This window comes from Haladaptatus litoreus, from assembly GCF_900156425.1.
GTDB classification, from domain to species: Archaea; Halobacteriota; Halobacteria; order Halobacteriales; family Haladaptataceae; genus Haladaptatus; species Haladaptatus litoreus.
Map to the genome: position 1 here is coordinate 134,686 of NZ_FTNO01000006.1, position 15,813 is coordinate 150,498.

11 protein-coding genes and 1 pseudogene are annotated in these 15,813 nt (G+C 51.0%); 9 read left to right on the forward strand and 3 right to left on the reverse strand.

The genetic code is table 11. The features are described from left to right. Window positions 1–357: 357 nt before the first annotated feature. Window positions 358–519: a nucleotidyltransferase family protein gene (locus BW974_RS20550; protein ID WP_245800225.1), complete on the forward strand. Its 162-nt coding sequence runs from the start codon at window positions 358–360 to the stop codon at window positions 517–519. A 293-nt stretch (window positions 520–812) separates the two neighbouring features. On the opposite strand, the gene BW974_RS20560 is transcribed toward BW974_RS20550, so the two are convergent. After that, the gene (locus BW974_RS20560) at window positions 813–1,361 is read right to left on the reverse strand and encodes a hypothetical protein (protein WP_076432511.1); all 549 of its coding nucleotides are present in this window, start codon (window positions 1,359–1,361) and stop codon (window positions 813–815) included. Window positions 1,362–1,477: 116 nt separating this feature from the next. Here BW974_RS20560 and BW974_RS20565 point away from each other — a divergent pair, with 116 nt between their 5' ends. Continuing rightward, window positions 1,478–1,942, forward strand: a complete 465-nt coding sequence (locus BW974_RS20565; protein WP_076432513.1) for a DUF6884 domain-containing protein — start codon at window positions 1,478–1,480, stop codon at window positions 1,940–1,942. Window positions 1,943–2,505: 563 nt separating this feature from the next. Here BW974_RS20565 and BW974_RS20570 read toward each other — a convergent pair. Together BW974_RS20570 and BW974_RS20575 are read right to left on the reverse strand one after the other, a co-directional pair. Next, complete coding sequence (locus BW974_RS20570; protein ID WP_076432514.1) at window positions 2,506–3,102, reverse strand: hypothetical protein; 597 nt, start codon at window positions 3,100–3,102, stop codon at window positions 2,506–2,508. Beyond that, a complete protein-coding gene (locus tag BW974_RS20575; RefSeq protein ID WP_076432515.1) occupies window positions 3,095–3,976 on the reverse strand; it encodes a hypothetical protein in 882 nt (293 codons plus the stop codon). Before BW974_RS20575 ends, BW974_RS20570 begins: the two co-directional genes overlap by 8 nt. Before the next feature lie 435 nt (window positions 3,977–4,411). Between BW974_RS20575 and BW974_RS20580 the strand changes: the two genes are divergently transcribed. From BW974_RS20580 to BW974_RS20615, 7 genes and pseudogenes are all read left to right on the forward strand, one after another. Next, entirely contained in the window at window positions 4,412–4,879 is a 468-nt protein-coding gene (locus tag BW974_RS20580; protein ID WP_076432517.1) for a hypothetical protein, read from the forward strand. Window positions 4,880–5,092: 213 nt separating this feature from the next. Further along, a pseudogene (locus BW974_RS27300) lies at window positions 5,093–5,299 on the forward strand (hypothetical protein); the annotation flags it as partial. 114 nt (window positions 5,300–5,413) lie between these two features. Further along, window positions 5,414–7,858, forward strand: a complete 2,445-nt coding sequence (locus tag BW974_RS20590; protein WP_245800226.1) for an McrB family protein — start codon at window positions 5,414–5,416, stop codon at window positions 7,856–7,858. Beyond that, window positions 7,851–9,146 (forward strand): McrC family protein, encoded by a 1,296-nt coding sequence (locus BW974_RS20595; RefSeq protein WP_076432523.1) that lies wholly within the window; start codon window positions 7,851–7,853, stop codon window positions 9,144–9,146. The genes BW974_RS20590 and BW974_RS20595 overlap by 8 nt, the downstream gene beginning before the upstream one ends. Before the next feature lie 153 nt (window positions 9,147–9,299). Continuing rightward, window positions 9,300–9,827 carry a DUF7342 family protein gene (locus tag BW974_RS20600; protein ID WP_076432525.1) on the forward strand — a complete coding sequence of 176 codons (528 nt, stop codon included), beginning with the start codon at window positions 9,300–9,302 and terminating at the stop codon, window positions 9,825–9,827. A gap of 518 nt (window positions 9,828–10,345) precedes the next feature. Further along, window positions 10,346–12,934, forward strand: coding sequence for a PD-(D/E)XK nuclease family protein (locus tag BW974_RS20610; protein WP_076432527.1), 2,589 nt, complete (start codon window positions 10,346–10,348; stop codon window positions 12,932–12,934). Continuing rightward, entirely contained in the window at window positions 12,931–15,801 is a 2,871-nt protein-coding gene (locus BW974_RS20615) for a UvrD-helicase domain-containing protein (RefSeq protein ID WP_076432529.1), read from the forward strand. Before BW974_RS20610 ends, BW974_RS20615 begins: the two co-directional genes overlap by 4 nt. Window positions 15,802–15,813: the final 12 nt, after the last annotated feature.

Below are 15,813 nucleotides of genomic sequence, written 5' to 3' on the forward strand. Positions count from 1 at the left end.
TCACACACCCCGAGACGAAACTTGACGGTTATATACGAAACCCCGAGGGACAATGATAGTTGGAGATACGTTCAACCCTGCGAGCGACCCCCTACCAACCGGGCGACGACGTACAGGTCTACGTCTCAGAGACTGACCCCGACAGCGAACACCACAGGAAGGAAGGCAACATCACGGATGTCCTGCAGGACACTCTTGGAGACAAAACTGGGCGCGAGCTAGACTCCCATAGTTACCGCATCGAAACCAATGGTGAGGAAATCGATGTCTGGTTCCGGCATCGCGACTTAGTGCCTGTATCACAGTAACCAATTACCGATACTCCACTGCAATGGGCGATAACAAAAGCAGACCAACGTGGCCACAATCCGAGATGCACTCGAAGCCAACGGGGATCGCCTTCTCAGTGCATGGCTCACGGGCAGTTTTGTGACCCCGACGAAGGAAGTCACACGAGAGAGCGATGTCGATGTTGTCCTCGCATTCGAGAGCTTCGATACTATGGACGAATTCGACTAGGATGGGCGCTATCTGGAGACGATTGCGATCGGTGGTATCAGCCGAGAGCTAGATCTCATCATCGGTGGTCCTGAGAGCAATTACGATGATGGTGAGAGCGAATTGCTCTATGCGCATCCCAACGACGAATTCGAACGACGTCACTCAATTGAGAGCGTACGAAGATCACGCTCTGAATGGCTTCTTTGCTATATTTGAGAAGGTTATCTCTCTCGTTAGCGTCATCCAATCAAGGAGTGACCGTTCCTCCGTCCGAATCCAAATCATACGATACGCTCTTGGCTTTCTACTCGTCAGAGATTAAGATTCAAAATAACCCACCGGTTCGCTGATTTCTTCTTGTAAATTATTCCGAGCAGATTCAACGGCATTAGCCATCTCTGTTTCGTTAAATAAGATATATTCGTCAGGGATTTCCTCACCCGGGCCCTTTTCGTCCGAATATCGCACATGCCAGCTAAAGAAGCCGTTAGCCCACTTGAATTCTTCCAGACCTTTGCCATTACTTTGACCTGATCCTCATCCAAGTAGATAGAGACGCGCCGCATTGCGTACTCGAAATCATAGAACCCTTCTAAGATGTCTGATTTGTACTCGTCTTCGTCCATCCGAGGTGTGTCTTCCCAGTTGAAACGATAGTTTTGATGGCACTTCTCTAATTGCATGTGTAACTCGGTCAGGCTCTCCACCTTTTGCTGTAAATAATAGTCTGCGCGCCGTCTCGTGGTATTCGCCTGTATTTGTTGCCTTGTCGATAGAAAGTGAAATGCTCCAGTTAGCAGCGAGCCGAGTAAGGCCCCGGTGACACCGATTGCCCCGCCGAGAACGGTCTCTGAAACCATGTACATTCGTGGAACTGTTGACATATAAATATAGTACCCCATCTCTCATCCATAGTAGTTCAAAGTAACAAACAATCATACAATAGATTTAATATTATTAAATTTCATTTCATCCTATGAGAATTCTTGGGGTCGTCCATGGTGGTAGCACTCAACAGAACGAAAAACTACCTGCCCGAGTGCAGTACAAGTCCGGTTATTATGGTCTCAAAGCCGAATATGCTGAGAAATGCTGTGATGATTGGGTCATCATTTCTGAAAAGCATGGTATAATTTCTCCAGAAAAAGAGATAAAACCGTATAATACTCATATAGACGATCTTAGCGGTCTAAATCTCCAAAACTGGAGGAAAGAAGTCCAAACAGGGATTGATCAAACACTCTTTGACAAAGATGGTTCTCTCCAATTTGACAAAATGGTCTTCCTCGCTAGTGGAAATTTTATTAAAAAAATCGAGCCAGTAATAAAGCAAACGAAGTCATATAATGTCGAGGTTGAGTCACCATTACCCGATCAAGGTCGTATTGGATATCAGCAACAATGGCTACGAAATCAGATTGATCGCACACGAAGAGCCTAGTTCGGAATCATATACTGACTCCATTCCCTGGAACTTCAACTACGACTGCAGGATCAAGATTGTCGTGTGAAGTCTTGATAACGTACTCACTAAGCATGAACATCTGCTATGCAAACACACAATTTGTGTTCGTAGACGTGTAGCGTGTGGTCTCTTGGTAGTACGATATGACGCTAACAATGCCGGATGAATTTCACACCAATCGTTTGATCCTCCATCAAGACTCCCAAGGAACGCTACACTGACCGCCTTACTGTCTATCGATTGCCCATAGAGATTCACATTTTTCTCTAGTGGCAGTACCTCGACGACGAATGGCACCTCTGTCTCGTCATCACCACTGTTCACAATTCGATTACCGGACGAGAATGAATTATACTAGTCCAAGACGCTCCAATGCAGGATACTGACCAAGCGTCTCAAACTCTCCAAACTCCTCTATGTCTATCCATAAGTGCGTAAAACCTCAACAATCGTACCGCTGTCAGATGGTTTTCCTATTTAGACAGTACTGATGCGCATGTCTTCAAAGTATATTATCTCATAGTTGTCCAGTTTACGTACTATTTGCGATCTAGGGGAGCGGACATGTCTAATAGCGTGGGAACATATTCTTCGGAAAAGTGCCTCTTAAGTGTTTGTAGCGCCTCTTTAATCTCCGGCCCAGTCTCAACAGGGAGATATACGATACCGGGAGCATGTTTCGCGTAGTGATGCCAGAGGTCGTCTCCGAATCGGAGTTCATCCCATCCATCTTGCGCCTCTGTGCGCTCTCTCACGGTCTCGAACCGGGATTCCGAGCCGTGCTGTATCTTGTACATTGCATAGCAGAGCGACCCTTCATAGGCTGCTTCTTCGTCTTGTTGTTCTGGCTTGACCCACTCGACTGCGATGTTCACCATCGGTCGATTACCGTTCTCGTTCTCGACGTTCATTTGGAACTCGGTGCGGATCGTTGCAAGCGTGCGGCTCTTTCCCGCTGCGAATACCTTTTCCTGTAAACTGGCGTCGTCGTCGACGAGTTTAGGATGGTCGTCGATAATTTCTTGACACGTCCCATTGATCACCTCCGTGATCTCTGACTCGAAGCGGTGAACGAGCTCTGTTGCTTTCAGGTATCGATTCGCGTTCAGTCCGTCGTTGATAAAGTTCTCATCCATGGGTGATCTCTTCCAGTAGGTTATCGAGATATGCAAGCTGGTCGTCGGGATCGATCGATTGGAACCGTTCGATGTCCGAAATACCGAACGACGATGCACGGTACGCCTCTAGTGAAGGGAGTGCGTAGAATCGGAGGATTTGCTCTTCGATTAGCGTAATGAACAGATAGGCGCTCCCAGCCCAGTGCGTGCTTGGTTCGACATCGGCGAGAAGTGTTCTCCGGAGGGCTTGAGCAACCTCTGACCAGTAGATAACCGTGATATCTCGCTCTTGCGCTGCTGTGGCGGTGATTCTTGGTCTGTGTTCGTCGCTATCCTTCAGCCGTTCCCCAAAAGCCCCCTGTAGTGCGTTCTCCTTGGAGCGGGGGAGAAGCAGATAGTGTGTCCAGTCCAGATCTCGTTGGTGATGTTTCTCAGTCAAGTATGCAGTTTGTGGCGTTTTCTCGTAGTGTTCATCTCCGATCTTGACCTCTATCGTCATACCTAGTTGCCCGAATTCAGCGAGGATGTCCACTCTTCGATCGTGGAGCTCTTCATCGTGGTAGGCGCGTTCGCGACGTACGTATGTTGGGCTCGTGTCGAACAGGGGGCCGAGGAGCTCGGCGCAGTAATCCCCCATAGAGTCTCGAAGGAGGTGTGCCAGCCATTGCGACCAATTTTCCTCTTGGTTCGTCCGCAGTGGCCCATCCTGGGGGTTCGTCTCTGTCCAGTCGCCGACGAGTGGATCGTCGTCATACGCACATGTGCTTTGCTCCCACTCCTTGTTAAGTGAATCCAGCCGCTCACGGAGTTCGATGAGACCGCTCTCCTGCTCGCGGACGTAACAGTCCCACCACGAGTCGATGTTATCCCATCGCGCGTCCAAATCCGGCATCAGAGACCACCATGCTCCATCCTGTTGATCAGCCGCATCGAAATTCTGCTTCGATGATTTACCATGGATTATGTTAAATGTTTACGCAAGACGACCCCTAATGGGCTTCTCACTGGGGTCGAGAATATCTCTTTGCAGTTCAATCATCACTCGAACAGATTCCCATCGAGACGACAGCCGTTGTATTTGCTGCTAAATCGAACCAGGATCTCGTTGAGGAGTGCATGTGGGTCCAGTCATCCGAGGCAGAGCGTGATCGTCTCGAAGCGACTCATATGGAGTTAAAAGGCCGCCAGTTGCTTGATCTGCCCCAACGTGCATCGACAGCTGTAGAACTCTCAGACGAACTCGGTCGGCGAAATAGCAGCAGCTAGTTTCTGAAACGTCTTTTCACTAAACCGTAGATTCAAGTGAGAATACTTTCTCTACAAACTCATGTCCCAACTTTGGCTTATCCCCGTAGATGAGCAGTCCTTCCAGCGGACGCTTGATCAACCAATCGATCTGAGTGACCGAGACGAGAAACCGGAGCGCTTTCCTGACCGAACTCGAGTGTGGGGCGTGCGGACTGATCAGGAGCAGGGCGATTGGAAACGAAACCGCCGTAATCTTGAGCGAATGGAGACAGGCGACCCACTGCTGGTGTATCGAAACGAAACGAGTCAGTACCACGCGAAAGGACGAATCGGTGAATTCTGGCAGACGGAATACGTTCGTGATGAATACTGGGGTGGTGGTCCAGCAATAGATGTCTTCTCTGTCGATCAGTACGAAGAGATAGACGTGCAACCAAACGAAGTCAATACAGTTCTAGATTACAACGAGCGATTTTGGCCGCAGGGACTCTGGCGTGTTGCGGATGATCGACCGACTGATCGACTCGTCCAAAAACTCGATATCTGATACTCTTGACCGAAGTATTCTCGTTACTGGTGACTCTGAGGAGACTACACCACTCGACGAACAGCAGAACAACGAAATCAAAATTCTACAAGCTTTCGAGATTGAGACCGAGCTTACAGACATCTTAGAGAAGTTTTTCTAGTATTATAATCTAATATTACTTATCCTAGGGTAGTCAGTGCCTTCATTAGGTTCCGTTGATGTGATAGTGATATGTCTGAGTGGCGTGAAACGATTCGTGCTGAAGTTGATCTCTACTGCCAGCAAAACAGTACTCAGGAGTTCGAACTACAGAGCTTTCTCGAATTTTCTCGACCGACGATTCGAGAGCAATTTCCGAAGAACAATAACTGGGAGGCAGCAGTTCGGGGAACACTGCAAGAATTACGTGACAGAGATGAGATTGAGTTTCTCAGCAACGGACGATATCGAGTCAGAAAAGAGAAATCATCACCGTCTGTATGGATTGAGAAGACCCAGGTGACAGACCGGCCATACAAGCAAGACGGAGAGTTACAGCTTGGTCGTGCAATTATGGCACCTAGCCGAGATACCGGTGGTGGCAAGCGGTATGAAGCACTTCGTGATGCCGATGTCGGCGATATTGTGGTTCATTACCTTCAAGACAAACAGACGATCGTCGGCGTTTCTACAATCGAGTCTGAATTAGAGGAGGACTTCGACGGGCCACCGACTGGTCGCTGGACTGAGAGGCAAGAACAAGAGGGTGGGTATCTACGGTGGCTCACAAATTATCAGGAACTCGACTCTCCAATCGCTATTTACGACGATATCCTCCATAATCCTGTATTTGAAGACCGGCTCCGGCAGATCCGCGAAGAGGAAGAGAAGATTCTGTATAGTAAAAATCTTTCAATCAATCAGGGTCACTACTTTACGAGATGCCCCAGTGACCTCGTTGAGATCCTTGCGGAAGCCTCGTCAGATCTTGCTGACCAATTGGCAGATCGAGGTGTCGAAGGGGTTGTCGACCAATCAACCGAGCCAGCGGATTCATACGATGGAATTGTTTCGGCTACAGAAGACATTCGAAGTCGTCTCGAACAACAAACAGGGGAACAGAATTGGCTTGGTGAACAGGTCGCCGAGACGATTGTCGCAGATTGGACCGAGGCACTCCGACGAAGTAACCTAATCAAAGGCAAAGTCACTGGAGCGGACGCCGTTAAATGCGACCAGATCATCCAGCTCTACGAAGACAATACTAACCGATTGGCTGAACAAGCAGCAACGATTGGCTCAGCAACAATTCAAAAGTCGAACCTCTCTGCGGATCAAGTGTTGTTTACCGTCCTCCTTCGTGACCTCCAAGAGGAGATCGTTGGCACGTCGAACATGAACCACGTGAAGTTCGACAAACTCCTCAAAGCCGTTCATAGAGGTGCGCAGGAGAGTGAGGAACTTCCATCGGTTGCTGAACAACCCGCGAATACAGAAACGATCACGCGCCAACTACAACGTGCAAAACAGGTCGTCTTCTACGGGCCACCTGGAACCGGCAAGACGTATACCGCACGGCAATTCGCTCGCTGGTGGCTCCACCAACACTCCCCACAATCCCCAACCACTGACCAGCTTGAAGTCGTAACGTTCCATCCGTCGTTCTCTTACGAAGATTTCATTGAAGGTCTAACCGCCGAGGCGAACGATGGCGCTGTCGAATACCGCATTGAGGAGGGCGTGTTCAAACGGATCTGCCAGCGTGCACAGACCGCATATGACTATGCGAACCAGCAGGAAGACACTGGCGAAGCACCACCCTACGTACTGATTATCGACGAGATTAACCGCGGGAATCTCGCTCAAATCTTCGGTGAAGTCATCACTCTTCTCGAGGCAGACAAACGCGGAAACTTCGAAATCGAGCTCGCACACTCCGGTGAGTCGTTCACCATCCCGCCGAATCTCTACGTCATCGGCACGATGAACACGGCTGATCAATCTATCGCACTGGTCGACACTGCACTTCGCCGTCGGTTTCGGTTCATCGACTTCCCACCAGATCTCGATATCATCTTCCAGCAGTACGAAACAGAATCACCCGACGCACAGGTCGCTGTCACTGGCCACTCAAGTGGAATCACCCGCCGGGAACGACTCTTGGGAGCGAGCGTACTCGCAACCTACGAACTCAACGAACGCATCCTCAACGCACCACAGCTTGGCAAAGGCAAACAACTCGGCCACACATACTTCCTCAACCACAATTCATCCGACGACATCGTCGATGCGTGGCGATACGACATTCTCCCGCAACTCGAAGAATACTACTTCGGACAGTTCGACCGTCTCCGCGATGAACTCCTCAACGAAACCGACACCCGCCTGATCGACTGGGAGACTGAACGGATTCAATCATTCGACGCCCAGGCACTCTATTCAGCTCTCTGTGATCTCGCCGGCGCTGAGAACCCGGCCTTACTCGTCGATGCAATGCAAGCCATGCCGGACGGAAACGGAACAGGAGCCATACAAAGACAACCAGACGATGCATGGGCTGCTGGAGACCGAACACCAGACACATTCCGCGAGCGAATACAATCTACCCTTGATGATGACTCGGTAGAAAGTATGGTTCGTGTCCTTGATGCCGGCGAAGAATTCGGGTTTCTTGATGCCGGGCGGGGCGACGGGGCATCGATAATGCTGAAGTCCGACTCAGTAGATCCTCGTGTTGGAATTATCAAACTCTCACAGGACGGTAAAATCGACTTCCGGTGGAATTGGCTTCTCGATGTGGATACGAATTCACTCACCCGCAAATTCATCGAAGATGCCTCGCGTGTCTTCACCGACGTCAGTGGCTACAAGCATCGATGGGACCCCAGTATGAGAGAAAACGGTGGATTCGTGGAACCACGATTCGATGTGGGTGACCTCTCTGACCAGGATATCACAGCCTTAATCGAGGGTCTTCGGTCGTTCACCGAACGGGCGGCAACGTTCCAGCATGACTGAGATCACACCGGTTGGGTATCTCGGTCCACCAATCAACCGAACAGATGCAGGCGAGACAGTTCCACCGTCAGATCCTATCTCGCTCGAAGAACACGATCGCACTGACCCCTTCGAGATCAGCCGAGAAGATGCAGTCTTCTTGGAATCACTCGAAGAACGATGTCGAGCGAACCCATTGAACATCTCGTTTACCAGCGACGGCAAAGCGATTATCAAAACCAGCAGTCACGTTGGCGTCCTCACGCTGCCGAGTGGCGTCCAAATCGAGGTCACACCCAAACAGACGGTGACACGCCTTCTGTGGGCGCTCAAATACGCGTTCGACACCCCCGTGGATTCACTTGAATTCGAGACCGAATTCACCGGTGCATCGTCCTTTTTCGATGCGATCGGCGTCCTCTTTCAGGCCGAGCTCCAGTCCGTGCTTGCGCAAGGACTTCATAGAGAATACGTTCGAACACACTCAGTCCGCGACCACGTCCAGGGTCGGATCGACGTCCAGCGACAACTTCAACGGCCGGCAGCTGTCACAACCGACTTTGCAGCCACTCACGACGATTTCACTGCAGATAATCTCCTGAATCAGGCTGTTCTCGCAGCAACTCGTATCCTTGTGACGCTTGTACGCGACAGCAGGCTCTCAAGCCGACTGCATTATCAAGAACAACGCCTTCGAGAGTTTGTGTCCGTCGAAAACGTCTCTCCGAGAGACGTCGATAGAATTGAGCTCTCACGATTGAACGACCACTACGAGGCCCTCCTCGGGCTCACACATCTCGTCCTCGACCGAGAGTTCTTCGATGACGTGCGCGCCGGTGATCGTCGATCCTTGGCGCTGTTCGTCAATATGAACGACGTATTCGAACGCATCGTCGAACGGGCGTTCACTGCAGCAGCACAGGAACTCGGGGATTTCACCGTCGAAGGACAGGCATCGATTCCAAACGTGGTTGAAGGACCGCATGCAGTTTCGATGCGACCAGACGTCTTCGTTACTCGGAGCGATGGCACACCCGTACTGGTAGTTGACGCCAAGTGGAAGACAGGATCGGCGTCGTCCAGTGATGTCTATCAGCTTACGTCGTACATCCTCGCACTCGAAGTGTCGGGAGTACTCATCTATCCCGGTCGAGATGATCGGATCGCAGAGGAATCCCGAGTAATGAATGAGTATCGTCTTCGCTCCGGTGCGTTGGCCACGAACGCAGCCGTCGAGTCCTATGATGACTACGCTGCAGCGATCGAATCGAGTGCACTCCAATTCTTGAAGGAATCAGCCAAACAATAGGGCAATTCACTATTATTGAGCTCTCTGTAGCTGCCCCACTAGTCTATCCATCACTGACTGTACTCATCCCGACCCGGCACCAGAGAGAATAGCATGTCCTCGTTAATATGCGTAGTCAATAGATATATTGCGTACTAACTCGTATTTCTGCGTATGAGCAATACAAACGAACGAGGCCCACCCAATACCGATTTTGCATCCGAGTTCGCCGACAGACTGGAGAACGCCCCTGCCGACGAACGAGTCTACAGAATCGCCCTCGAACTCACCGACCCAACCCGTGTTGCCGAGGTTGCAGACCGCGCAGACTGCTCTGCAAATGCGGCCCGTCGTCATCTCAAACGACTTGCCAAGATCGGTCTCTTGACCCGTGTGACAGAGAACCCGGCGACGTACAAACGAAACGAAGCGTATTTCAAATGGCGACGGCTGAATCGGTTGGCAAAGTTGAGCGAACAGGAGTACAAATCCCGTCTTGGTGATTTGCTTGCTGAGAACGAAGAGTACAAACAGACCTACGATGTCGAAAACCCCGACGATATCGATCCCCTAGAGTATGCAGAGTACGGAGATCCAGAACAGGTCTGGTTAGATATCACCAATTGGGAGGCAGTCAGACAGGAGATTCACGATCTCCGCCGTGTCAACCGCGATAGTGCGACGGATGAAGGGATCGTCTGAGTGTGGTGGACGGGAAGAGAAAGCGGACACCAAATCGTGCTTTACTACGGGAAATCGCATCGATTCTCGGATTTGAGGAGTGGATCGAGACGATTTCCGTCTTTCCATCGAATCGGCCGGATTCGATCGTCATCTCGCTTCGTGACGAACACTACCCAGAAGAGTATGTAAGAGATGCATACATCGAGATCCAATCGTATGTCAACGGTGATTTCCATATCACGTACTTGGAAGATCATTTCGGCGATGATTGGATGTGTCGGTGGGATCGCCACGAGAGTGAGGATTATTCAAGGGACCATTTTCACTCGCCACCAAACGCGACTCACGACGATGGGATGAATCGAGACTATCCACTGGAGTTGCCGTCGGTGTTCTCGCGTGTCGTTGTCCCTTGGGTCTATGATCGAATGGGAGACATTTGGACTGAATATGAGTGAACGAGGCCGCTGATTGAATCGGTGATGTCTACCTTTCTCGACGAAACGATTTTATAATCCGATTGTGACAATCGTCACGTGTCAATTACACGGTCGAAATCGATTACAACTATCTATGAAGAATGCAAGGATTTTGACCTTGTCCTCGTACCTGATGCCCCTCTCGCAAGCGCAATCAACCGCCGCCTTGACCGTCCACAATTCGGATCATTCGCAATCACCCCCCGCCGCCTTGCAGCAAAACGCCGAGAACAAGCTGAAGACCGACTCGCCTTTCTCCAACTAATTACCGAGACAGACCTCGAGTGGAAAGAGGCCGCCTATGCCGTCGAAAACATCCTCGCATGCTGGGAATTCCGCGGTCATATCGATGCCATTCTGGAATACGACGCGTTCGCAACCGATACCATCCGAACAGCGGTCGACGCCATTGCCGAGATGGACACCACAGTTCAGCGACTCACTGAGTACTCCATCGATGAAGACAAATCGGTCGCGGTTGTCGGTGAAAAACAACTCACGGAACTCGAACGCTCGATCCTCCCACCGGAATATACCACAATTGACCCCTTCACAGACGAATCGTTCGACCAACCTCCCTTCCATGTGCTCGACTCACCGGCTGCGATCATCGATACCGTTCTCGAGACGATCACCGCAGAGAATGCCGAGAATATCGCAGTCGTCCACGATCGAACGAGCGAGTACGGTTCGCTCATTCGGTCAGCTCTCGAAGCTGCAGAGATTCCCTATTATGGCGGGCTCGGATTCACCGATGAACCACATCATAGAGCCTTCTTACAGCTCCTCCGAAGTGCCCACGCTGGTCGTGATACTCGTGTCGGCGAGATCAAACCCCTACTCACTCAATTGGAGATCTCAATCGACCTGGAACATGACGAAAAACGTCTCTCCCATTTCGACAATCCAGCAATAGACTGGTTTCTTGATTTCAGCAACTCGATTAGCACCTATACATTCGAGGACGCGATCGAAGTCTACGAAGATGCTACGGATAGCCAGCTCACTATATTCCGAGACGAACTCTCGCAACTCGGCATCGAGAACGAGTTTGTCACCGAGGGTGCACTCGATCGACTCGAATTCTATCTTCAATCCTATGATGTACCTGTTGATCACGAGAATGAGGGTGTGCTACTCGCCGATGCCACATCCGCTGCATATGTAGATCGGCCACTCGTATTCTATCTGGGGCTTGATGAGCGGTGGACACACTCGACACCACACCGACCTTGGGTTGATCGCGAGCAGTATTTCGAACAGAATATCCGACAGTTCCAACTTCTCCTTCAAAATGGGCAAGACCAATACTACCTCGTTCAAGATTCCGCTGGTGGCACACCGGTCACACCGTGCCTGTACTTCGAGGAACTACTGGATGAGAAGTTCGAGCGATTCAGTGATCTTGACTCAATGTCACACGCACGAGCAACCCGGCCAACCCAGGATGGCTTCAAGAAAGAGTCCAACAACGCACCCACCAAAGAAATCGAGGCGATCAGCCAATCGAGTTTGAATACCTACGTCAATAGTCCACGGGACTATTTCTACAGCCGCCTTGTCCAGACGCCCGATAAGGAGCATTTCAAAGAAGGCAATATGTTCCACGATTTCGCGGAGTTCTACGTCAACCATCCCGACCAGATTACGCCAAGTACACTCGATGAGATTGCAATCATCATTCTTGAAGAGATGAAACCCTACCTTCGGAGCGTCGATCACAATGTTCGACGTACGAAGTACCGGATCGGACTGGAAACCATTACCGACTACCTCGATACCAATCCACTACAAACGGACGCGTTTCTCACACCTGATGGTGGCTACGGTCAAAATCACTTTGCGGAGTATTTCGACAAGCCAGTCCAGTCTCCTTACACCGAACAATGGTTCGAAAACACTGACCTAGGAGTGAAAGGGAAGATCGACCTTGTTCACGGCCCGACCCAGCTGCTCGATTACAAGAGCGGGTCGAAGAACTCCCCCAAGGATATCGTCAAAAATTCAGATATCGAATCACCCACAGACAGACCGAATTTCCAGGCACTCCTCTACCTCACCCAGCAGAGAAGCGAACACCCCGACCAACAACTCCAGTTCACATTCTTCCATTTCCTCGAGACACTCGATGATGTCGTCACTGGCAATGCGAACATCGACGACTGTCTCACGACGGTGACGTATTATCCGACAACGCACGAGGAGTACATCGCGACGGAAGTCATTTTCACTGAACTGCAAGAAGAAGCATATGGCGACTGCAAAAAGACGTTCTCGAAGATCGACTACGGTACCTACCAGGCGTTCCTCGACGAACACGACTTCCCCACCACGAGAGACAAGAACGAGCTCATCGAATCCGAGTTCGGCCACGCTCTCACTGACCGGATGGTGGACGCCGTTGGTGACTACAAGTACGTCAAAAATGGCTGTAAACAGGCGCTCAAATACCTGCTCGGCATCAGAAACCGGAACTACTTCGCCGAGGATCTCGATGCGTTCGAGACATACGTCCAGGACCGACTCACGGAACTCACCGATCGGCATAACGGTGGGGAACGCTTCCCCGTCGAAGGCCCTGGCGAGGAACCAAACTACCGATACGTGGATCACCGTGACTGCATTCTGGAGGAGGGATCACGATGACGGCACCAAATGACCAACAGCAAGACCTCATCGATAGTATAGAGGGAATTCATGTGGTCGACGCTGGTGCTGGTACCGGAAAGACGTTCACTGTCACACGACGGTATGCAGGCATCATTGATCAGGATGACGTCGAACCGGAGGACGTCCTACTGGTGACGTTCACCAATAACGCTGCGACCGAGATGAAAGACCGGATCGTATCCCAGTGTGAGTATGGGATGCGCGAATTCTCGGATGCACCCATCCAGACATTCCATAGCCTCTGTCACGACATTCTCATGGAACACGGGTTCGAGGCCCCGACATTGCTTGGAATTGATGACCGCATTACCCAATCGACACGCATCATCGAGGACGAGACCGTAGAGCAGGGGCTCTTTCGGGAGTTCATTCGTCGTTTCATGGACGACCATCCCGAGCATGATGACTTCTTCCGCGCGATTACCGACCCAACTGAACTCCTCGGCCTCATCAACCAACTCGCATCGAAAGGTGTGTTCCCAACTGCGGATGGTTGGTATCGGAATGGTGAACGCCATCTGGATGGGGACTTTGAGGCGTTCAAAAGCATGTTCGATGAGCTGAACGAGCCACAAAACGATGGGAACAAGCAATCGCGACTCCGGTACAAACTCGGTCGATACGGACACGAGAAATGCTTTCTTCCGGAGGCTCCGAAAAAGGCCGAACTACGAGGGAGCCGTGGCACGAAACAAGTCCCAGCAGACGTTGCCCGAGAGGCCTTCGAAGAGGATCGCGAGGACCTCAAACAATTCGTCCACGATGTTTACTATGAGTATCTCTCGTTCGCTCTCGGTCGGAACTACCTGAACTTCGGATCCCTCCAGCTGTTCGCCTTCGTCCTCCTCTGTGAGGATCACCAACTGCGAGAGACCATCGAGTTCGACTACGTGATGATCGACGAGTTCCAGGACTCCAGCGAAATTCAATTCAAACTTGCCCTCTTACTCGCCGGAACACACAACCTCTGTGTGGTCGGTGATTGGAAACAGAGCATCTACTCGTTCCAATATGCTGCCGTCGAGAACATCACGCAGTTTGAATCCCGACTCAATCGCTTCGTCCGGGAGTTGAATGCCGACTACGAGCGCATCTCCTTTTCGACGAGTCCAATTAGGGAGATCGAACTCATCGAGAACTATCGCTCGACACAGTCGATTCTCGACTTCTCCGAACAGAGTCTCGTCACACCTGCATCGAGTACGGATCGCATCGATACCGAGGCAGTCTACGACCGTGTCGTCTCCCTATCCTCGAATGCAACGCATGAGAACTCCCAAATCGAAGCGATTCAGCACGAAGACGAGGAAGGAGCTGTTCTCACCAAGATTCAGGAGATTGTTGGTAACGAAGCCTATCAGATCGAAGACGACGGTGAACTCCGACAGCCGGAGTACAAGGATATCGCCGTCCTCACGCGGACACGTGACTTCGGGCGAGAACTCCTCACTGTAGCTGAAGAGTATGACCTGCCGTTGGCCTACGAGGGCGGTATCGAACTGTTCCGCTCGGATCAAGCGAAGCTCCTCTTAGCGTGGCTTCGCATCCTCGAATCAGACTCAAGACGTGGCTGGGCAGCCGTCCTTGAGGAAGCAGGCTACTCCTTAGAGGAGGTTCGACATATTCTGGGCCACGAAGCATACCCATCGAACATGCAGGCGTTCAGAGCGGAGTTGCAGACAATGGAGACGATTGGAGGGATTGCCGAGCGTGTCTTTTCTCAGTATGGATACAACGGCTCGTATGCTGATGTTCTTTTGACGACGATTCAGTCAGTTCACAACTCGACAATTCAGACACGAGGTGACCTAATTCGATTTATCGAGACTGGTATTGATGAGGGGAGCAGACACGATGTACATGCGATTGCTGGCGTGAATTCAGTGACTGTCCAGACGATTCACGCGGCAAAGGGGCTCGAACATCCCATCGTCATCCTCGCCAATATGAACTCTCGTCGATTCCCGCCCTCTGGTGGAAGTAGTAGTGCAATCACGTTCGACGATCCGATTGGGTTACGCCAACGGAAACAGTATGCTGACGATTACGGCTATCCCCATATCCACGACAACTGGCGGACTGACGTCCTCCGCAAATGCTTGCCGCGTGGCTATGATGAAGAGCGTCGGTTGCTCTACGTCGCAACGACCCGTTCGAAGAGTCATCTCGTCTTTTCAGCAGGCGAGAACCCGAACACGTTCCTCGAAGAGATTCCTGTGGATATGGAAGCGTATTCTCCAGATGTCCAGGAATTCCATGACGGAGAGACGACACAATCTCATCTCCAGATTTCAATCCCAACTCCTGAGGGCCCAGTTGGCCACTCACCGCACTCGCTGATGAATGACGATGTGTTTGAGAAGGTAGAAGATGGTAGGGGTTCAGAGTTCGGAACACGGACACACGAATTCGCCGAGCGGTACGTACTTGGTGAAGCTGTGGAACCAGCGAACGACGATGAGCGTCATATCAAACGCTTCATCGACTCATTAGATGGTGACCTGCGAGTTGAACAAGATGCCTATCTACCGCTGACTGTTGATAGCGAACGAATTACCATTTATGGGATCGTTGATCTCGTCCATCTTCAACCCGAGACCGTGGATATCATCGACTTCAAAACAGATCGTAGTCGACTTGCCGAGTCAGAATATCGGAAGCAGTTGAGCATCTACTATCACGTACTCACAGAGTGGTTCCCAGAAAGAACCGTGACAGCGAGCATTTTCTACACAGCTAATGAACAGCAGGTTGAGATTGACCCACTCTCGAAGAATGAGCTCTGTGATCTTGTAAAACTCGCAGAGAGGTCTACTACCGAATCAGCACCTATACTTGACTAACTGCCCGTACCG